We start from the raw sequence: 19582 nt of genomic DNA on the forward strand, positions 1-19582 counted from the left end.
TTTAAAGATGAGCAACGGTGCAACATATCAGTCTTCATACCGGCGATTCCCCCTTCGCTTGCGTGCCAGATTGCGCGACACACGCGGGTTTATGCTGGCCGAACAGTTAGTCAGCGTTATCTTCATCGGGCTGCTGGGCATCATCGTTGCCGCCGGCATCGGTGCGGCCATGAGCGTTTATGCAAACATCACGCGTCAAACCCAGGCTGACCAGATGCTCTTCCAAGCTGTGGCACGGGTGAGCGACGAATTCTCCTATGCTTTGTCGGTGGAGGGAAACAACGATATCGAACGACAAAGTGGGGGAAACGAGATCTACTTTGTCAGTGCGACGCTTCATGAACCGTGTGCTCTTATCAATAGTGAATTTGGGCGCGGCATCGAGCTTGCTGCCAACAGCGGCTACTCGAATTTGGCTCCCACGCAGCACGGCCTCAAAGCGGTGATTTCCGAATTGGTATACTATCGGAAAGCGAAAGACAACATCTCTGCGGGGACCTGGACTTTTCGCATTCAGATAGTTCCAGAAAACGCAACCGAAACCACCGTGTACGCGGAAACCACCATGACCGTGAAAAGAATAGGATCGTAGCAATGGCATACAAGCGCTTGGGAGACGTGTTGACCGATGCGGGGCTCATCACCGATGAGCAGCTGGGGCATGCGCTCGCGCAGCAGAAGGAGTCGAAGCGGCGCCTGGGCGACGAGCTCATCGCCGAGGGCGTCATCACGGAGGCGGAGCTCATCGAGGCGCTGCAGATGCAGCTGGGCATCGAGTTCGTGGACCTTTCCGCCATCGACCTCGATCCCGAGATGAGCCGCGTGGTGTCGAAGAACGTCGCCCGGCAGTACAACGTGGTGCCTGTGCGCACCACGCCCGAGGACGTGTACCTGGCCATGAGCGATCCGCTGAACTTCATGGCCATCGAGGCGGTGAAGAATGCCACCCGCAAGCGCGTTGTGCCCATGGTGGCCACGAACGACTCGGTCATGCGCGCCATCATGACGCTGTACGGCAACGAGGGCGCCGCCCGCGCCATCGAGGAGATGAAGCGCGACGCCCGCGCCGCCGGCACCGACGACGGGGGCAGCTTCCAAACCTCCACGCTGGGCGACGACGCCGACGCGCAGTCCGCCCCCACGGTGCGCCTGGTGAACAGCATCATCGAGCGAGCCGCTACCGAGCGCGCGTCCGACATCCACCTGGAGCCGCGCGAGGCCGACCTGCATGTGCGCATGCGCATTGACGGCGTGCTGCGCACCATCCTCACCGTGCCGAAGGAGCTGCAGGCTTCCGTAATCTCGCGTTTGAAGATCATGGGCGGCATGAACACGTCCGAGCGCCGCGTCCCCCAGGACGGCCGCGCGAACATCCGCCTGAAGAAGCAGGACATCGACCTGCGCATCAACACGCTGCCCACCATCCACGGCGAAACGGTGGTCATCCGCCTGCTGGACAAGAACGAGTCGCTCTTCGACCCCAAGGGCATCGGCCTGGCGGGCTCGAACCTGGAGAAGTACAACCGCCTCATCCATGCTAACAACGGCATGGTGCTCATCGTGGGTCCCACCGGCTCGGGCAAGAGCTCCACCATGTACACCATGATCCGCGAGCTGAACGACGACTCGGTGAACCTGGTGACGCTGGAAGATCCGGTGGAGTACAACATCGATGGCGCGAACCAGGTGCAGATCAACGAGAAGACGGGCATGACGTTCGCCAGCGGCCTGCGCGCCATCTTGCGCCAAGACCCTGACATCGTGGCGGTGGGCGAGATCCGCGACGGCGAGACGGCCGAGATTGCCATGCGCGCCGCCATCACCGGCCACCTGGTGCTCTCCACCGTGCACACGTTCGACGCGGCGTCCACCATCGACCGCCTCGTCGACATCGGCGTGGAGCCGTACCTCATAGCCAGCGGCGTGCGCGGCATCATCTCCCAGCGCCTCGTGCGCCTGGTGTGTCCGCACTGCCGCGAGGAGTATGCGCCGGACCCGGAGGAGCTGGACGCGCTGGGCATGCGCTACGACCCTGCGGTGAAGTTCTTCCGCGGCACAGGCTGCCCCATGTGCTTCGGCACCGGATACCGCGGGCGCACCGGGGTGTTCGAGATACTCGTGCTCGACCGCGCGCTGCGCGCCCGCATCACGGGCGGCGCCACGCGCGAGGAGCTGCAGACCGCCATCGAGCAGTCGGGTTCGTACCGCACCATGGCCGACAGCTGCCGCGAGCTCGTGCTGAACGGCGTGACCACGGTGGAAGAGGCCCGTAAGACCATCACGGCGCTGGAATAGAAAGGCGCGACCATGAACATCGAACAACTCATCAACCATGCGCACGAGGCGAACGCTTCCGACGTGCATCTGGTGTGCGGCCTGCCGGTGAAGTTCCGCGTGAACGGCCACTTGGTGGATGCGGGCGTGGACGGCGACGCGCCGCTCACGCACGAGGCGTGCGAGCGCTTGGCGCGCGAGCTAGCCGGGCAGGATTACGCCTGCATAGAACGTGCGGGCGAGCTCGACCGGGCCGACACCATCGCCGGCGTGCGCGTGCGCGTGAACCTGTTCCGCCAGCAGGGGCACGTGAGCGCCGCCCTGCGCCTGTTGTCAGACGTCATCCCGCCGCTCGAGACGCTGGGCCTGCCCCCGGCGGTCATGGACTTCCCGAAGATCCAGCGCGGCATTGTGGTGGTGACGGGCGAGACGGGCAGCGGCAAATCCACGACGCTCGCGGCGCTCATCGACGCCATCAACCACACGCGCGCCGAGAATATCATCACCATGGAAGACCCTATCGAGTATATCTACACGCCCGACCGCTCCATCATCTCCCAGCGCGAGATAGGACAGGACACGGCCAGCTACCACGACGCCCTGCGCGCCGTGCTGCGCGAGGACCCCGATATCATCCTCATCGGCGAGATGCGCGACCTGGACACCATCCAGACGGCGCTCACCGCCGCCGAGACGGGCCACTTCGTGCTGGCCACGTTGCACACGAAGTCGGCGGCCGACTCCATCGACCGCATGGTGGACGTGTTCCCCGAGGGTTTGCAGCGCCAGATACGCATGCAGATATCCACCACGCTCGTGGCGGTGCTGTCCCAGCAGCTGCTGCCGAGCCGCGACGGGAGCGGCCGTGCGCTGGCGTGCGAGCTGATGATGGTGACGCCCGCCATCCGCAACCTTATCCGCGAGGGGAAGACGCCGCAGATCCAGAGCTCGCTGGCCACCTCGGCCGCCGCGGGCAGCGTCACCATGGACAACGCGCTGCTGAACCTGTACCGGGCCCGCGCCATAGACGCCCAGACGGCGCTCGAAGCCGCCCACGATGTCGATTACGTGAGAAAGAACGTCCGCTGATGCCCACCTTCACCTACACCGGCCTTTCCGTCACCGGCGACAAAGTCAGCGGCGTCGTGGAGGCCTACGACGAGATTGAGGCTATGGAGCAGGCGCGCGACCTGTGCCGCATCGTGCAGAGCGTGAAACAGGTGCGCGAGGGCAAGAACATCCTGACCATGGACATAACGAAGCCGCGCGCGAAGCCGAAGCAGCTGGCCATCATGTGCTCGCAGTTCGCCATCATCCTGCAGGCGGGGCTCTCCATCGCCCGTGCCGTGTCCCTGGTGGCCGACCAGACCACCGACAAGTACCTGCACCGCGTGCTGGCCGAGGTGGCCACCGACGTGGCGAGCGGCCACGGTCTGGCCGACAGCTTCGAGAACAAGGGGCCCGAGCTGCCGCGCGTGTTCGTGGAGACCGTGCGCGCCGGCGAGGAGAGCGGCCATTTGCCGGAAAGCTTCGAGCGGCTGCACAAGTACTACGACAAGCGCGCGAAGGTGGGAGCGAAGGTGGCCAGCGCGCTCACGTACCCGATATTCGTGCTCATCATCGCCGTGGTCGTGGTGGCCGTGATGATGGTGATGGTGATTCCCGCCATCGCGGGCATGGTATCGTCGCTGGGCACCGATATGCCGGCCATCACTCAATTTTTGATTGATGCCTCGAACTGGGTGTCGGCTAACTGGCTGATCATGCTTATAGTGATAGTGCTGGCGGCGGTGGGGGCGAAGCTGTTCAGCACGACCGAGGCGGGCAAGACCCTGCTGGCGAAAGCGAAGCTAAGGATGCCGGTGCTGGGCGTGGTGGGCGAGTTCTCCGGCGCCTCGCAGTTCGCGAACACTATGTCCACGCTCATTGCGGCGGGCTTGCCCATGACGCGCGCCGTGGCCGTGACGGGCCGCGTGCTGGGCAACTACGTGCTGTCGCGCGAGGTGGGACGCATGGAGGCGGGGCTTGAGGAAGGCCGCACGCTGGGAGAGTGCATGGAGCAGTGCCGGTATTTCCCGCGCACGCTCATAGAGATGTGCTCGGTAGGCGAGCAGACCGGCGAGCTGGAGGCGACGCTGGAGACGATGGGCGAGTTCTACGACAACGAGACGCAGCGCGTGACCGACCGCGCGCTCTCGCTCATGGAGCCGACGCTGCTCGTGCTCATGGCCGTGTTCGCCGGGTTCGTCGTCATCGCGCTGTACCTGCCGCTTTTCACCATGTACGCGAACATGTAGGCTGTTATGCCACCGGGGGTGTGCTAAATGGTGGTATGATCGTTCGATCATGAACGGGGCTTGTTCTTGGCGGCGAGAGGCTGCCGGGAGAGAGAAAGGAAACAACGGTGAAGGAAATGATTAAGAGGGTAAGGGAAGAGAAGGGCGGCTTCACGCTCGCCGAGCTGCTGATCGTCGTAGCGATCGTACTGGTGTTGGTTGCGATTGCTGTGCCTGTGTTTACTGGTGCGCTAAATAATGCGAATAATGCCGTGAAAAATGCTGATATTCGTTCAGTCAAATCAGTTGCTGCTACGCAGATTCTATCTAGCAAAGACACGACGATTACGAGTGCGAAACAATGGAAAGCAGAAGCTACGGTAGACGCAGAAGGCAATGTTGGCCAAGTGACTCTAACTGCAGACACTACTGCGGATCCAAAAGATTCAGCCGTGACGGACAATAACGGTGGTTACAAAGTTACCGCATATATTGTGTCTTCTGATTTGCCCAATAACGACAGCGGCAAGAAATAGCCCTTGTCCCTCCCGCTCAACATCTTCACTCCTATGCAAGCGGCGATCCTCATCGGGGTCGCCGCTTTGCTCGGTGCGGTGTTTGGCAGCTTCGTGAACTGCCTTGCGTGGCGCCTCGTTCACGGCGAGAGCGTCCTTGCCGGGCGCAGCCATTGCACGAGCTGCGGGCATTCACTCGGAGTGCTCGATCTCATCCCAGTCATATCGTGGCTCGCGCTGCGCGGGCGCTGCCGGCATTGCGGCGAGCGGGTGAGCCCGCGCTACGTGATGGTGGAGCTGCTGATGGCCGCCCTGTTCGTCGCGCTTCTCGTCGTGTACGGCATAGGCGCGCCATGGTTCGCCTACGCAGCGCTCGCATGCATCCTCATGGGTGCCTCGCTCGTCGACCTCGACACGTACACCATTCCCAACGGCTTCGTGATCGCGGCAGCGGCCGTGTGGTTGCTCATGATGGTGGCGTCGTTCGCGTGTGCAATCGGCTTTCCGCTCGTTCCCGCAGCAATGCGTGAGCCCGCTGCGTTGGTGGCTGCCGACTCGCTCCTTGCCGGTGCTGCTCCCGAGGCCGTCTCCTCGGTTTTCGGCGTGGGCAGCCTGTTCGCCCCGCTGGTCGGGGCTGGCTGGCTGGCCGGCCTGCTAGACGGCCTGGCGGGCGGCCTTCTCGTGGGTGGCGGCATCCTGCTGTTCTCGCTCGTGTTCGACGCGGTGACGGGCAAGACGTCGCTCGGCGGCGGCGACGTGAAGCTGCTGTTCGCCGTGGGGCTGTTCCTCGGCGCGGCCCTGTCCCTGTTGAACCTGCTTGTCGCTTGCGTGCTGGGCCTCGTGTTCGCGGCTTTCCGCTTGCGCGGGGCTCCCTCGGCTCCGTGCGGCAAGGCCGTCAAGGACGCCGCGGGCGAAGGCGGGGGCGCCTCCCCGGAGAGCACCCCGCCGCCGGTGGACAAGGCCATCCCCTTCGGACCGGCCATCGCGGCGGCCACCATGCTCACGCTGCTGGGAGGCCCGCTCGTCCTCACCTGGTACGTCGGGCTGTTTTAGGGCTGGCCGCGCGGCCTGTTCCGGCAATGGCGCGGGAATGGCAGGGGGGATGGTATAAACTGTCCTTGAAAGGGAAATGCGGGATCGAAAGGACTTCTCCGCATGGGTAAAACCTACACGGGCGTCGATATCGGCAATGCGAGCGTGAAGCTCGCGGTGTGCGATGACGACGTCATCAAGAACATCGTGGTGGAGGCGCTGCCGGAAGGGCTCATGGCCGAAGGCAGGCTCATCAGCTTCGACGCTATGGCCGACTTCATCAAGGGGCTCGTCAAGCGCACAGGCGGTATTGCGAAGGATGCGGCCCTCGTGCTCTCCTCGACGGATTGCCTTGTGCGGCGGCTGTCCGTTCCGGCCATGACGGAAAAGGAGCTGGAGCTGAACCTGCCCTACGAGTTCCGTGATTACATCGCCCAGGGCAAGGATCGCTACTACTACGATTACGCGGTGCTCGCCACGCACCTCGATCCCGAGGGCGTGCCGGAGGGCATGGACCTGCTGGCCGCCGCCACCACGAAGCAGACCGTGGACGACTACCTGGAGATGTTCCGTCGCGCCGGCATGCGCCTGCGCATAGCCACGCCGGCGGCCGCGGCTTTCCAGAACCTGGTGGGCGGGAATCCGCGCGCGTTGGCGAACTGCTGCGTCATCGACTTCGCGCACAGCGGTACCAAGCTGCACTTCTTCGCCGACGGAGCCTACGACGTCACGCGCGTCATCGACATCGGCGGGGCCGACATCGACCGAGCCATCGCCGCCGAGCGCGGTGTGGACGTCCATGTGGCGAACGGGTACAAGCTCTCCGACTACGACGGCGTGCAACAGGGCGCGGCGGCCTTCGACGTCTACGAGTCCATCGCCGTGGAGATAGGGCGCGCCCTCAACTTCTACGGCTTCAACAACCCGGACACCAACGTGGAGATGGCGTACTGCTGCGGCGGAGGCTCGTCGCTGCAGCCGCTGGTGAACGCCGTGGCAAGCCATATCGATATAGACCTGCGGTCGATATCCGACATCATGCCCGAAGCGAGCGGCGACAACGATTTGCGCGCCCAATGCCCCGGCGCCGTGGGCGCGACCATGAAGGCCAGGTGAGAGTCGTGGTCGATCTCAACAAGGAAATATCGTTCGGTCCGTTCGGGCACAAGAAGGACGGCGCCGAGTCGCCGGAGCCAGGGGGCGCCCCTGGCTCCGGCCGCCGCGCTTCGCGCGGCGGCCGTGCCAAGGTCGTGTACCCCACGAAAACCACCATCAACCTTGTCAAGCAAGAGGCAACCCACGGCAGCATCGCAACGCAAGTGGGCCTGTTCGCCATCACGCTCGTTCTCATCGGCGTGTTCGCGAAGTTCGCGGTCATCGATCCGTTGGCAAGCGGCATGGAAAGCTCGGCCGAGGTGGCTGCCGCCCAAGCGCAGCTCGACGAGCTCCAGGCCGCAAACGAGAACTACGCGGCCCTCAACGAGAAGTACGCGCGCTACGTAGTGACCGGCCTCACGGAGGAGGAGGCGAACCTGGCGAACCGCAACGCCGTGCTCGACCTCATCCGTTCGAACCTCATGTCCGTGGGCTATCTGTCCTCGGTCAAGGTGGTGGGCAACACCGTGACGGCGACGTGTCTCGGAGCCGATCTGACCGAGGTCTCGCGCCTGGTGGAGCGCCTTGAGGCGGATAGCCGCGTCTCGCACGTTACCGTGTCCACGGCCCAGGGAAAGGACAACGCGGCAACGTCGGCAACCATCGAGGTCACGCTCAAGGGCGCGCTCGACGATGGGGCCGAGACGGGAGAGGGGGCCGGCAATGGCGCGGCGTAGCATATTGAACCGATCCTTCTCCACGCGCGAGAAAGTGCTTATCCTGGTATTGGTGGCGTTGCTCCTGGTGGCATGCTACTACTTTCTGGTCGTCAAGAACGTGGCCGACACCAAGGCCGAGAACGACCTGCAGCTGCAGGAGATCCAGATGCAGGTCGACACGCAGACGGCCCTTGCCATGGCGCGCACGCGCATGGAGAACGAGCTCGCCGAGTTGGGAGACGTGGGGAAGCTGCCCGTGGTGGCCGCCTACGACAACATCCGCAACGAGCTCGACGAGCTGAACACGCTTCTGTCCGGCGTGGGCACCTACGATGTGAAGTTCAGCCAGCCCGAGCTCGACGGCGAGCTGGTGCGGCGTCCTGTCACCATCACGTACACCGTGGCGGGATACAACGAGGCGCTCGGTATCGTGCAGTCGCTCCAAAACGGCACGTACCGCTGCGACGTCACCGACTTCTCCTTGACCGGCAAGATGCTCGCCGACGGCAGCATCGAGAGCGTGAGCGCCACGCTCGACGTCACCTATTACGAGACGACGAAAGGCGCCACCAATTTGAGCGGCTTGGTTGACAAGAGCGCATCGTAGCTATCTCTAAGCGGTCGTCGCAAGGCGGCCGCTTTTAGTTTTCCCTCAGTCTCTCCAACACGAAGCGGTCCTTGCCGTCGGCCTTGGCGCGATAGAGGGCGCTGTCGGCTTGCTGGTAGGCGTCGCGGTACGGCATGGTGATGCCGGCCAGTTCCACGCCGCCGATGCTCAGCGTAATGGTGCGCTCGACGCCGTGTTGGTCGTCGAACGTCACGCCGTGGCCTACGAGACGTGCGCAGCGTTCGGCCAGCTGGTCGTAGTCGATAGGGCCGTCGATGCATACGGCGAACTCGTCTCCGCCCAAGCGTCCGATAAGGTCGTGGGGGCGGAAGGCGCCGCGCAGCTCTTCGGCAGTTTCGCGAAGCGCAACATCGCCGGTGAGGTGCCCGTACGTGTCGTTGACGCTTTTGAAGTCGTCTGTGTCGATGACCAGCATGGCTCCGCACGTGCCCGATTCCAGCAGCTTCTCGGCCTGCTCGCAGAACGTCGCCCAGTTCAGCAAACCCGTGAGGCCGTCGTGTCGCGCGCGATCCGAAAGGTCCATCTTCTCGCGCACCTCGTTGTCCACGCTCGTGATCTTACCGATGACCGAGATAGGCCGTCCCTCGTCGTTCGTCACCAGATGCGACGCGATGCGAATCCAGTGCTTTTCGCCCGGTCTGGGCTCGTACGGCAGATCTACGGAAGAGTTGGTAGGAGACGTGAGCGCGTCGAGCATCTCGGGGTCGGCATTGGCGGCGATAAGGGCGTGAGCGTGGGAGATGATGCGGTACGATCCGTCGTCCGACTCCTCGCCCACGGAGGCGATCACGCGCGAGCGGGAGCCCTTGGGGTTCGACATGATCAGCGTGTCCGCGGCAAGCGAGTACTCGAACAAAAGCTCGTTCGTCAGGCTGTACAGCTTCTGGAAACGCAGGTTCTCCTCGCGCACGCGGCGGTTGGCAAGCACGCGCGAACGCAGGTAGAGCACCAGCAGCACGATCACCACCACGAGTATGGCGATAGCTGCGATGGCGAACTCCAGCAGGTGGCTCGCAAGGAATGCGCCGACCTGCTCTTCGGAATCGACGAGCACGTTCTCGTATACGATGGAGTCCAGCTCCTCGGTGGAGAGGCCGCGAATGGACTTGTTGATGATAGACAGCAGGTCGGGCTCCACCGGATGCACAAGGCCGAAGCACACTTCGATGGCCTCGGTGGAGGTGGGCAGGGTCAGCAGGTTGCTCAGCCCGTCCACGTTCGTGTAGTACGGGGTGGTGTACGAGGTGCCGTACGTATAGTCAGCCCGGCCGTCGTTCACGGCCTTGAAGCATTCCTCCATCGACCCGTATATGGTTGTGGAGTCGTTAGCGGGCAGGGCGCTTTCCAGTTCCCAGGAAAGGGCCAGCTTCCGATTGGACAGATCGTCGGGATCGACGAACCGGTTGTATACGAGCAGCAGGTTCGTGGTCATGTACGGTGCAGAGAGCGACAGGCCCAAAGTCGAGGCCACGGTGTCGTTGCCGTCTATTCCGGCTACCAAGTCAACGCCGGCCTCGCGGATGGCAGATGCCATGTCGTCGCTGCGCTCGATGCGCACGACCTCGAACGAGAGGCCCGTCTTTTGCGACAGGCAGTCGAGCATGCCCCGCGACACGCCCTCGAGCTCGCCGGTCAGACGGTCGAAGGACTGGAGGGGCGCCCGTTCGGCGATGATTCCTACGCGCAGCGTATCGTGGTTGCGCGCAAACTCCGCCTCGTCGCTCGACAGCGCGTAGCCTGCGCCGTTGTTGGCGAAGTGCTTCTTGTAAAGGGAGTCCTGCAACTGGGGATTGCTCTCGTTGATGCGCTCGATGGTCTGGTCGATCTCGTCGATGATCGTGCGGTCGCCCTTCGGCGCTGCGAAGAAGAACGGTCGCCCGGCGAACGTGGCAACCACGTGGAATCCCTCGACGGGACTGATATCGATGCCAAGGAAGGCGTCGGCCTCTCCCGATATCGTCCTCTCTGTCAGCTCGTTGTTGGCGGAGCATTCTACGGTGGTGTACTCAAGGTTGTTTTTCTCGCAGAAATAGACGAGCTCTTCGCGCCGCTGCTTCGCGGAGCTCAAAAGAGCAATGCTCAACGGCCCCTCGGTGAAGAGGTTGGTCGACGTTATTTTGGCGTTCTCGTTGGGGACGAACAGCGAGGTGTGCGCCGTGCCGTAGCTGTTCCGGGGATACTCGTACATGTCGTCGAGTGCCGGGCTGTACGTCATACCGCACTCGAGGTCGATTCGGCCGTCATCGAGCATGTTCATCAGGTCGACTGCCTGGTCGTTGGTGGTTTCACCCTCGGCTTCCACGAACTCGTACGTCCATCCGGTGAACTGTGCGATACGCTGCAGGTAATCGTAGGTGTAGCCTTCGAGCGTACCGTCGGCATTGCGGCAGAGCATGCCTGGGATATCCATGTACCCCACCCTGACCACGCGTTGCTCGAAACCGGTTGATTGGGTGCCCGGCGTCGACGCCGTATCCGCGAATGCCTTGCCCGCTGCGCCGTCGTTGGTGGCCGGTATGATGGACATGAGGGTGCAGGCGAGCAATGCGGCAAGGACGATCCTCGCCACAACGGAGAAGCGCGCTATTCGGGATATTCCCACGACCATTAACCCTCTTTCTGCAAGTGCTGTCATTGTAACCCCAACGGGGTGTTCTAACGCACGAGAACGACAACTGGCAAGAAGGGTTCAGCTCTAGGTTGCGGCTCGGAAGCCCGCTTGCGAAAATCCGAGAGGAAATGCCTCATGGGCGCTTGACCCGGGCACGCGCGACCGGTACAATATCGTTCCACGTCCTCACGGACGCGTACCTGTGGTCGGGTAGCTCAGTTGGTAGAGCAGCGGACTGAAAATCCGCGTGCCGAGGGTTCAAGTCCCCCTCCGACCACCACTGCAACGACAGCGCCCCGAATCCTGAGATTCGGGGCGCTTTTTGTGTGCCGAGCAGGGCACGCTCTGGTTTATAGGGTTATAGGACAAAACGTGTACCCTGGCCCTAATCCCAATCGCTTCTCCAAGGATCGCTTGCATGCGGGTCGTTCCAAGCGACTGCGGTGCCCCATCGAGGGGTTATAGGCCGAAACGCGTACCTTAACCTCAATCGCAATCAAGTTGGTAGGGACCGCTGGAATGGAGGTGTGCGGGGTATGTCGGGGTGAGCGGCTGCGAACAGGTTAGGGAGACGGGCCGGCTTCTTGCCCTTGCTGCGCCGCCCAGGCGGGAGGTTATGCCGTCTGGGTATCGTCTTCCACCCGGCCGCGGATCTTCTTGACGGTGCGGCCCAGCATGCCGCCCAGCTTGGGCAGGTTCTTGGGGCCGAAGATGACGAGCACGACCGCGAGGATCAGGATCAGCTCGGGCAGTCCCATGCCGAATATTTTCATTGTCCGCCCCTTTCGCGGTCCGGTTTTCCGATGCCTTGGGTAGTATAGCAGCCCTAACTTTATAGCGACTATAAAATTATGGCAAATAAAGAAATGACTCGCGAAACTTCCGTATAATGCAAGAAGTTTAACGGGCAGGACGGTGGGGGGGAGGAGCAGGCATGGAGAAGTCGGGCGAGCGGAAGAGAGCGCCGAGGGGCGAGAAGCGGAAGGCGCCGGGCGAAGGGAGTCCAGACGCCGTTGGATCACCCGCCGAGCCGGAGGATAGCCCGACGGTTGCGGACGCCGTTGCGGTTGAGGCGGGCGCCGAGGGCTTGCGCGAGCGCAAACGCCGCGAGACGCGCGCGGCTATCGAGCGCGCGGCTATCTCGCTGGTGGACGAGCTGGGCTACGACAACGTGACCGTGGCCATGATCAGCGAGCGGGCTGTGGTATCGCAAGGCACGTTCTTCAACTACTTCCCCACGAAGGACGCCGCCATCGTGGGGCTGGGGCTCGCCGACCTCGATGCCGAAGCCGTCCATGCTGCCTACGACCGCATAGAGGGCACGCCGTACCACGCCACGCTCGCGCTGTTCCTCAAGGTGGTGCGCGATCTGGACTGGACGAGCGAGATCGCCGCCATGCGGGCGCGGCTGGTGGCCCAGACGCCGGCGCTTATGAAGCTGTTCCTAGACGGCACGTTCGGCTTCGTGTCCGAGTTCCGCGGCATTTTGACCACCTACCTGGAGCAGCATCCCGAGAGGCGCACCTGCCCGGACGAGCTGGCGCCTTCCGAGGAGGCGGGTCTCGTGGTGGCCGAGGCGCTTGAGGCGGCGAAGTTCGCGCTGGCCCGCGCCACGGCCGATCCCGATGCGTCGCTCCCCGAGGCGGCCGAAGTGGAGGCCGTCGTCAGGCGGATCGTCGGGTAGGGCGCCGCGCCTGCCTTCCGCGGTCTGCGTGCAGGACGCGGCCGGTCGATGGAAAAGCAGCGCATGAGCGGGCGCGCGCTTTCCGAAACCCCTACAATAACAGGATCGAACAATACGCGCGCCGCCGCGTCAGGCGGCGCCGAGCGAAGGAGGCCACATGCCCTGCGAGAACAACAATCCGGTCGTCGGCATCATCATGGGATCCGAGAGCGACATGCCTGCCATGGAGCCGTGCATGAAGCAGCTCGACGAGTTCGGCATCACCTACGAGGTGAAGGTGGCCAGCGCGCACCGCAAGCCGGCCGAGGTGCATGAGTGGGCCTCGACGGCGCACGAGCGCGGCATCCGCGTAATCGTGGCGGCCGCGGGCAAGGCCGCTCACTTGGGCGGCGTCGTGGCGGCGTACACCCCGAACCCGGTCATCACCGTGCCCATGAAGACGAGCGATCTGGGCGGCCTCGACTCGCTGCTGTCCATGGTGCAGATGCCCTCCGGCGTGCCGGTGGCCTGCGTGGCTATCAACGGCGCGAAGAATGCGGCCATTCTGGCCGTGCAGATCCTCGGCACCGGCTGCGATACCGCCCGCCAGAAGATCATCGACTTCAAGCGAGGTATGGCCGAGGCGTAGGCTGCGCCGACCGCGCCTCGCCCGGACGCGCGCGCATGGAGGCTGCCGGTTTTGCTATCATGGGGTCCACGAGAGTCCGGGCATGAGACGACGAGTGTTTCACGTGAAACATTTGTACGGATAGTTGGCGGCGCATTCTTTCCGTTGCTGTCCTGGCAACGGCCAACGAGTACCGAAGCAGGCGAGACGCATATGACGAAGAAACTTCTGATGGGAAACGAGGCGTTCGCGCATGCGGCGCTCGAGGCGGGCGTGCGCGTGGCGGCGGGCTACCCCGGCACGCCCTCTTCCGAGCTCATCGAGACGGTGGCGAAGCTCCACGCGTCCGGCGCCGCGCGGGGCGTGCATGTGGAGTGGTCCACCAACGAGAAGTCGGCGCTCGAACTGCTGGCCGGCGCCTCCTACGCCGGCGCGCGCTGTCTGTTCACCTGCAAGCAGGTGGGGCTCAACGTAGCGTCCGACCCGCTCATGAGCCTGAACTACGTGGGCGTGAAGGGCGGCCTCGTGCTGTTCGTGGCCGACGACCCGGGCCCCATCTCGTCGCAGACCGAGCAGGACACGCGCCGCTTCGCCGCCTTCGCCAAGATACCCGTGCTCGACCCGTCCACGCCCGACGAGGGCTTCGCCATGATGAAGGAGGCGTTCGAGCTTTCCGAGCGCTACCGCACGCCCGTCATCGTGCGGCCCACCACGCGCATCAACCACGCGTCCACGTTCTTCGACGTGGCCGATGCCACCGACGCGCGCCCCGTGCCGCCCGAGGGCTTCGAGCGCGATCCCAAGTGGATCATCTTCCCTCGACGCGCCTACGAGGCGCACGGCGAGATCAACGAGCGGCTGCGCGCCATCGCGCACGACTTCCATGCCGAGCCCGCGCTGGCCGCGTTCAACCCGATAGCGCAAACGAATGCTTCACGTGAAACAGGCGCGCCGCGCCTCGGAATCGTGGCGGGCGGGGTGTCGGCGGCCTATGCGCGCGAGGCGCTGCGCATGCTGGAGGAGCGCGGCGTCGAGCTGCCGGCCTACCGCTTCTGGCAGGTGGGCACGCCGTACCCGTTCCCGGAGGAGACCGCGGCGCGGTTCGTGGAAGGCCTCGACCAGGTGCTCGTTCTGGAGGAGCTCGACCATGTGCTGGAGGACGAGCTGCTTCGCTTCGCCGGGCGCACGCACGCGGCGCTCGAGGTGCGCGGACGCTTGACCGGAGACGCGCGCGATCGCGGCGAGAACGACGTGGATGACATCGCCGCGCGCATCGCAAGCTTCCTCGGCGTGCCGGGCGCCGTCCCCGACGCCTCGGCAGCGGCGGCTTGCGACGAGCCGCTGCCCGTGCGCCCGCCGGTGCTGTGCGCCGGCTGCCCGCATCGCGGCAGCTTCTACGCCGTGAAGCGCGCGCTGGGGAAGGCCCCGGCCGTGCTGTGCGGCGACATCGGCTGCTACACACTGGGCAACGCCAAGCCGCTCGACGCCGTGGACACGTGCCTGTGCATGGGCGCGGGCATCACCATGGCGCAGGGCTTCGCCGTGGCCGAGCCGGGCAAGAAGCACGTGGCGTTCGTGGGCGATTCCACGTTCTTCGCCAGCGGCCTGCCGGGCATCGTGAACGCCGTCTACAACGGCCACGACGTGACCGTGTGCGTGCTGGACAACGCCACCACCGCCATGACCGGCTCGCAGCCGCACCCCGGCACGGGCGTCACGCTCATGGGGCCGAGGCGCGCGCCTGTCTCCATCGAGCGCGTGCTCCAGGCCGTGGGCTTCGAGTGCATCGTGCATGCCGATCCGCTCGACCTGGACGCCTCCGTTGCCGCCGCAACCGAGGCGCTGGCGTTCGAGGGTCCCAGCGCCATCCTGTTCGAATCGCCGTGCGTTCAGCTGGTGAGGCCGGGCGCGCCCGCGGCGGTGGACGCGGATGCATGCACCGGCTGCAAGAAGTGCATCACCGAGATAGGCTGCCCCGGCATCGGCTTCGACGGCGACGCGCGCGGCCCGAAGAGCGGCGAGCGCGGCCAGGCGTTCGTGGACGCGAGCCTGTGCAACGGCTGCGGCCTGTGCGTGCAGGTGTGCCCCTTCGACGCGCTTCGTGTTCCGTCGGCTTGCCAGCCGACGGATGCGGTCGACGCTGCGGCTTCCCGCAGCACCCGACCTCGCCGCGCTGACGAAGGCTCGCGTACCGAGGTGCGCCACGCCTCCGCCAGCCCGTCGATCTCGGGCACTGCGGAAACCCTCGCTGACGTTGGCGGACCTGGAGCTTCGGACGAATCGGCGGCGGAAGGAGGCACCCATGCGTAACGTGCTGTTGGCGGGCGTGGGCGGCCAGGGCACGGTGCTGGCTGCGAAGGTGCTGGCCCAGGCCGCGCAGGAGAAGGGCTGGCAGGTGCGCACGGCCGAGACCATCGGCATGGCGCAGCGCGGCGGCAACGTGGTGTCGCACGTGCGCATGGGCGATGGCGGGGAAGAGGTGCTGGCGCCGCTGCTGGCACGCGGCACGGCCGACCTCGTGGTGGCCTTCGAGCCGGCGGAGGCCGCGCGCGTGGTGCCGTTCCTGGCGCCTGGCGGCACGCTGGTCACGGCCACGACGGCGCTCCAGCCCGTCACGGCGGCGCTGTCGAAGACCCCGTACCGCGCGGCTGCCGTGGTCGCGCGCCTGCAGGAGCAGCTGGCCGGTGCCGCCATGCTCGTGGCCGTGGACGACGCGGCGCTGTGCGCGCAGGCGGGAAGCCGCAAGGTGCTGAACACGCTGCTCCTGGCCAGCGCGCTGAAGACGGGCTGCCTGCCGCTCGACCTGGACGACCTGCGCCGCGCCATTGCCGCCTGCGTGAAGCCGCGCTTCGTCGACCTCAACCTGGCCGCCATCGACGCGGTGGCGGGCGCGTAGGTCCTTCGGCCGCGCCTTCGTCTTGCGACTTTCCGGCCACCTCCCATGCAAATGAGCAGGGGGGTGGCGGATACCCTGTTATACTGAACGGTGAAGCAGGGGCGGCATGCCGAATCCGAACCGGAACGAGGGACGACATGGACGAGACGATGGAGCGTGCATGGCTTGACGAGGCCGTCGAGCTGACCAAGGCACTCTGGCACGCCTACCTCTTGGAGCCCACCGAGGAGGGCGTCCATTTCATCTTCGACTCGCTCTTCCAAAGCGATTTCTCGCTCATCGGCACGGGCAAGCACGAGATGTACCCCAGCCTCCCGGCGTTCATGGCCGGCCTCGAGCGCGACCAGGAAGAGGCCCAGGACATAACCTTCGAGATACTCGATGACTACTACGAGGCTCGTCCGCTCGACGAGCGTTGCTGCATCGTGTTCGGCACGCTGTGGGTGCGCGAGAAACCCAGCAAGCCCAAGCCGCTGCTCGTGGAGATGGACACGCGCTTCAGCATGGTGTTCCGCCGCGAAGGCGACCGTTGGCTCCTTGCCCACCTGCACCATTCGACACCCAACGTCGACCAGCGCCGCGACGAGTACTACCCCAAGACCGTGACGGAGCAGGCGAACGCCGCGCTCGCATATTCCAAGACGCTCGAGCGCCGCGCAGAGATGGATTCAATGACCGGCCTGTTCAACCACGTTGCCTTCGAAGGTTACGTGAGCGAGGCCCTGGCGCGCGGCAGCGCGGACAGCACGTTCTTCATGATCGACCTGGACGACTTCAAGTTGGTGAACGACACGCTCGGGCACCCCGAGGGAGATCGCGTCATCGTGGAGTTCGCCGACGTGCTCTCCGACGTGTTCGCACGGGATGCGTACGTGGGGCGCATGGGCGGTGACGAGTTCGCCGCGTTCACCGAGTGCCCGCTCACGGCCGCGCAGGCCGAGGCGAAGGCGCGCACGCTCATCGAGCGCTGGACGGAGCGGTCGGACGGGCGCGTGAAGCTGGGCTGCTCCATCGGCCTGGCGTCCGTCGCGCGCGGCCAGTCGTTCCACGACCTGTACCACGCCGCCGACAAGGCGCTCTACGCCAGCAAGCGAAACGGCAAGGGGCGCTTCAGCTGGTAGGGCAGAGTAGCGGTGATTGCTCTGGGGCGAAGCGCGGCGGCGCTGTGAAGGCGCTGCGTTCCATGCGCCTCGTCTGGTGCTTGCAAACCGCTGCGAGGGACGCCTCGTCCTCATGCGAAAAAACGGCTTTGCTTTCCGCGGCCGTTCGCCTAGAATACCAAGCATGGTAATCGCGAACGACATCGTCTTCCTCCCAGCCGTGGTTTCGGCTGGTCGATGGCTCTAGCTTCAAGACTCGCCGTGGGCGAGCTTGAAGCGACCCCTGCAACCCCGCCAGCCATCCAACGAAACGAGGATCTCCCATGCATCTGACCACCGACCAGTTCGCGCTCGTCAAGGAGCAGTTCAAGACTCTGAAAGCACGCTCGCCGTTCTACGCCATGAAGTTCGAGGGCATCGACCTCGCCGACGTGCAATCCCAGGAAGATTTCGAGAAGCTGCCGTTCTCCGAGAAAGATGACCTGCGCCGCGTGTACCCGCTGGGCCTGCAGGCCGTGCCCGATGAGGAGGTCGTGCGCATCCACTCGTCGTCCGGCACCACGGGCACGCCGGTCATCGTGCCTTACACGCAGCAGGACGTGACGGACTGGGCCATCCAGTTCGCGCGCTGCTACGAGACGGCGGGCATCACGAACACCGACCGCATCCAGATCACCCCCGGCTACGGCCTGTGGACGGCCGGCATCGGCTTCCAGCTGGGCGCCGAGCACCTGGGCGCCATGGCCATTCCCATGGGCCCCGGCAACACCGAGAAACAGCTGCGCATGATGCAGGACTTGAAGTCCACCGTGCTCTGCGCCACCAGCTCCTACGCGCTCCTGCTGGCCGAGGAAATCGCCGAGCGCGGCATCCGCGACAAGCTCTGCCTGCGCAAGGGCGTCATCGGCTCCGAGCGCTGGGGCGACAAGATGCGCGCCCGCATCGCCGGCGAGCTGGGCGTGGAGATCTACGACATCTATGGCCTCACCGAGGTGTACGGCCCCGGCATCGGCATCTCGTGCGACGCGCACCATGGCATGCACGTGTGGGACGATTACGTGTACGTGGAGATCGTCGACCCTGCGACGGGCTTGCCCGTGCCCGACGGCGAGGTGGGCGAGCTGGTGCTGACCACGCTGCGCAAGCAGGGCGCGCCGCTCATCCGCTACCGCACGCACGACCTCACGCGCATCATCCCCGGCGACTGCACGTGCGGCTTCGGACATCGCCACCCGCGCATCGATACGCTCACCGGCCGCACCGACGACATGTTCAAGGTGAAGGGCTGCAACATCTTCCCTGCGCAGGTGGAGGAGGTTATCGCCGCCACCGACGGCACGAGCTCGGAGTACCAGGTGATGATCGAGAACATCAGCGGCAAGGACGTGCTCACCGTGCTGTTCGAGACCCCGCTCGACGGCGAGGCGAAGACCCGCGCCGAGGAGGAGCTGGCGCTTATCTTCAAGGCGAAGTGCGGCTGCACCCCCGACGCGAAGGGCGTCCCCATGGGCGAGCTGCCCCGTTCGGAGAAGAAGACCAAGCGCATCTTCGACAGCCGGTACTAGTTCCGTTTGCCTACGGCAAACGGAATCAGCCGATGCTGCGGGCGGCTGAGGCACCCGGTCTTCGTGGGATCGCAGAAGCTCGCGTACCAAAGTACGCGTCGCCTCCGCGATCCCACGAATCTCGGGCACCTCAGCCGCCCTCGCTGACTTACTACGCCAACCTGCGCGGCCGTTATGCGGCCTCCGGCCGCATGGCCGGGGCGCTGCGCCCCGGCCAACCAACCTGCGCGGCCGTTTTCGCGCCTGCGGCGCGAAGGCCGCCCTGCGGGCGGCCGGCGGCGGCTCTCCCGTGGTTTTCGCGCCTGCCGGCGCGAAAGGGCGCTCTGGCGAGCGCCCTGCTCAACCTGCGAGCCCGTTATGCGGCCTCCGGCCGCATGGGCGGATCGCTGCGCTTCCGCCCGATCAACCTGTGCGCCCCGAATGTTTCACGTGAAACATTCGTTCGCTAGCGGGAGAAACGAGGCGGTCTGCTCATTTTTTCGCTCGCTGAAGCGCTCCACTGTGATAAAGTATGCGCATGCATTCCGCGAAGGGACATATAGTCGTTGACGAGCGCTGGCGTTTCGAGCTGGCCGTCGCG

17 protein-coding genes and 1 tRNA gene are annotated in these 19582 nt (G+C 64.9%); 16 read left to right on the top strand and 2 right to left on the bottom strand.

The window, feature by feature from the left end; genetic code table 11:
- Positions 1-7: 7 nt before the first annotated feature.
- The 9 genes from LB310_RS04020 to LB310_RS04060 all read left to right on the top strand — a co-directional run bounded on the left by LB310_RS04020 (position 8) and on the right by LB310_RS04060 (position 8518).
- The gene (locus LB310_RS04020; RefSeq protein ID WP_123672913.1) at positions 8-592 is read left to right on the top strand and encodes a hypothetical protein; all 585 of its coding nucleotides are present in this window, start codon (positions 8-10) and stop codon (positions 590-592) included.
- 2 nt (positions 593-594) lie between these two features.
- Positions 595-2295 carry a GspE/PulE family protein gene (locus LB310_RS04025; protein WP_278806840.1) on the top strand — a complete coding sequence of 567 codons (1701 nt, stop codon included), beginning with the start codon at positions 595-597 and terminating at the stop codon, positions 2293-2295.
- 12 nt (positions 2296-2307) lie between these two features.
- Positions 2308-3363 carry a type IV pilus twitching motility protein PilT gene (locus tag LB310_RS04030; protein WP_087191181.1) on the top strand — a complete coding sequence of 352 codons (1056 nt, stop codon included), beginning with the start codon at positions 2308-2310 and terminating at the stop codon, positions 3361-3363.
- Positions 3363-4571: a type II secretion system F family protein gene (locus LB310_RS04035; RefSeq protein WP_123672906.1), complete on the top strand. Its 1209-nt coding sequence runs from the start codon at positions 3363-3365 to the stop codon at positions 4569-4571. The genes LB310_RS04030 and LB310_RS04035 overlap by 1 nt, the downstream gene beginning before the upstream one ends.
- Before the next feature lie 116 nt (positions 4572-4687).
- A complete protein-coding gene (locus LB310_RS04040; protein WP_154270092.1) occupies positions 4688-5086 on the top strand; it encodes a prepilin-type N-terminal cleavage/methylation domain-containing protein in 399 nt (132 codons plus the stop codon).
- 3 nt (positions 5087-5089) lie between these two features.
- Positions 5090-6118: an A24 family peptidase gene (locus LB310_RS04045; protein ID WP_154270083.1), complete on the top strand. Its 1029-nt coding sequence runs from the start codon at positions 5090-5092 to the stop codon at positions 6116-6118.
- A gap of 102 nt (positions 6119-6220) precedes the next feature.
- The gene (pilM, locus tag LB310_RS04050; RefSeq protein WP_154270082.1) at positions 6221-7213 is read left to right on the top strand and encodes a pilus assembly protein PilM; all 993 of its coding nucleotides are present in this window, start codon (positions 6221-6223) and stop codon (positions 7211-7213) included.
- Positions 7214-7218: 5 nt separating this feature from the next.
- Positions 7219-7929, top strand: coding sequence for a hypothetical protein (locus tag LB310_RS04055; protein WP_241675382.1), 711 nt, complete (start codon positions 7219-7221; stop codon positions 7927-7929).
- Complete coding sequence (locus tag LB310_RS04060; RefSeq protein ID WP_154270081.1) at positions 7916-8518, top strand: hypothetical protein; 603 nt, start codon at positions 7916-7918, stop codon at positions 8516-8518. Before LB310_RS04055 ends, LB310_RS04060 begins: the two co-directional genes overlap by 14 nt.
- Before the next feature lie 34 nt (positions 8519-8552).
- On the opposite strand, the gene LB310_RS04065 is transcribed toward LB310_RS04060, so the two are convergent.
- Complete coding sequence (locus tag LB310_RS04065; protein WP_301154577.1) at positions 8553-11147, bottom strand: diguanylate cyclase; 2595 nt, start codon at positions 11145-11147, stop codon at positions 8553-8555.
- A gap of 207 nt (positions 11148-11354) precedes the next feature.
- On the opposite strand from LB310_RS04065, the gene LB310_RS04070 reads away from it, so the two are divergent.
- A tRNA-Phe gene (locus LB310_RS04070) sits at positions 11355-11430 on the top strand.
- 334 nt (positions 11431-11764) lie between these two features.
- On the opposite strand, the gene LB310_RS04075 is transcribed toward LB310_RS04070, so the two are convergent.
- Entirely contained in the window at positions 11765-11923 is a 159-nt protein-coding gene (locus LB310_RS04075; protein WP_087191187.1) for a twin-arginine translocase TatA/TatE family subunit, read from the bottom strand.
- Between the two features lie 161 nt (positions 11924-12084).
- On the opposite strand from LB310_RS04075, the gene LB310_RS04080 reads away from it, so the two are divergent.
- The 6 genes from LB310_RS04080 to LB310_RS04105 all read left to right on the top strand — a co-directional run bounded on the left by LB310_RS04080 (position 12085) and on the right by LB310_RS04105 (position 19002).
- Positions 12085-12834 carry a TetR/AcrR family transcriptional regulator gene (locus tag LB310_RS04080; RefSeq protein WP_278806851.1) on the top strand — a complete coding sequence of 250 codons (750 nt, stop codon included), beginning with the start codon at positions 12085-12087 and terminating at the stop codon, positions 12832-12834.
- Positions 12835-12991: 157 nt separating this feature from the next.
- Positions 12992-13462: a 5-(carboxyamino)imidazole ribonucleotide mutase gene (purE, locus tag LB310_RS04085; protein ID WP_123672896.1), complete on the top strand. Its 471-nt coding sequence runs from the start codon at positions 12992-12994 to the stop codon at positions 13460-13462.
- A gap of 192 nt (positions 13463-13654) precedes the next feature.
- Entirely contained in the window at positions 13655-15751 is a 2097-nt protein-coding gene (locus LB310_RS04090; RefSeq protein ID WP_278806852.1) for a thiamine pyrophosphate-dependent enzyme, read from the top strand.
- Positions 15744-16337: an indolepyruvate oxidoreductase subunit beta gene (locus LB310_RS04095; protein WP_278806854.1), complete on the top strand. Its 594-nt coding sequence runs from the start codon at positions 15744-15746 to the stop codon at positions 16335-16337. Before LB310_RS04090 ends, LB310_RS04095 begins: the two co-directional genes overlap by 8 nt.
- A gap of 137 nt (positions 16338-16474) precedes the next feature.
- The gene (locus LB310_RS04100) at positions 16475-17458 is read left to right on the top strand and encodes a diguanylate cyclase (RefSeq protein WP_087191190.1); all 984 of its coding nucleotides are present in this window, start codon (positions 16475-16477) and stop codon (positions 17456-17458) included.
- A 302-nt stretch (positions 17459-17760) separates the two neighbouring features.
- The gene (locus tag LB310_RS04105) at positions 17761-19002 is read left to right on the top strand and encodes a phenylacetate--CoA ligase family protein (protein ID WP_087191191.1); all 1242 of its coding nucleotides are present in this window, start codon (positions 17761-17763) and stop codon (positions 19000-19002) included.
- Positions 19003-19582: the final 580 nt, after the last annotated feature.

This window comes from Gordonibacter sp. RACS_AR49, assembly GCF_030418435.1.
In the GTDB taxonomy this organism is placed as follows: Bacteria; Actinomycetota; Coriobacteriia; order Coriobacteriales; family Eggerthellaceae; genus Gordonibacter; species Gordonibacter urolithinfaciens.

Coding starts and splice junctions, on each gene's coding strand:
- LB310_RS04075 (WP_087191187.1), bottom strand. CDS start 11,923: ATGAAAATATTCGGCATGGGACTGCCCGAGCTGATCCTGATCCTCGCG.
- LB310_RS04020 (WP_123672913.1), top strand. CDS start 8: ATGAGCAACGGTGCAACATATCAGTCTTCATACCGGCGATTCCCCCTT.
- LB310_RS04095 (WP_278806854.1), top strand. CDS start 15,744: ATGCGTAACGTGCTGTTGGCGGGCGTGGGCGGCCAGGGCACGGTGCTG.
- LB310_RS04060 (WP_154270081.1), top strand. CDS start 7,916: ATGGCGCGGCGTAGCATATTGAACCGATCCTTCTCCACGCGCGAGAAA.
- LB310_RS04025 (WP_278806840.1), top strand. CDS start 595: ATGGCATACAAGCGCTTGGGAGACGTGTTGACCGATGCGGGGCTCATC.
- LB310_RS04105 (WP_087191191.1), top strand. CDS start 17,761: ATGCATCTGACCACCGACCAGTTCGCGCTCGTCAAGGAGCAGTTCAAG.
- LB310_RS04090 (WP_278806852.1), top strand. CDS start 13,655: ATGACGAAGAAACTTCTGATGGGAAACGAGGCGTTCGCGCATGCGGCG.
- pilM (WP_154270082.1), top strand. CDS start 6,221: ATGGGTAAAACCTACACGGGCGTCGATATCGGCAATGCGAGCGTGAAG.
- LB310_RS04080 (WP_278806851.1), top strand. CDS start 12,085: ATGGAGAAGTCGGGCGAGCGGAAGAGAGCGCCGAGGGGCGAGAAGCGG.
- LB310_RS04035 (WP_123672906.1), top strand. CDS start 3,363: ATGCCCACCTTCACCTACACCGGCCTTTCCGTCACCGGCGACAAAGTC.
- LB310_RS04030 (WP_087191181.1), top strand. CDS start 2,308: ATGAACATCGAACAACTCATCAACCATGCGCACGAGGCGAACGCTTCC.
- LB310_RS04100 (WP_087191190.1), top strand. CDS start 16,475: ATGGACGAGACGATGGAGCGTGCATGGCTTGACGAGGCCGTCGAGCTG.
- purE (WP_123672896.1), top strand. CDS start 12,992: ATGCCCTGCGAGAACAACAATCCGGTCGTCGGCATCATCATGGGATCC.
- LB310_RS04065 (WP_301154577.1), bottom strand. CDS start 11,147: ATGGTCGTGGGAATATCCCGAATAGCGCGCTTCTCCGTTGTGGCGAGG.
- LB310_RS04040 (WP_154270092.1), top strand. CDS start 4,688: ATGATTAAGAGGGTAAGGGAAGAGAAGGGCGGCTTCACGCTCGCCGAG.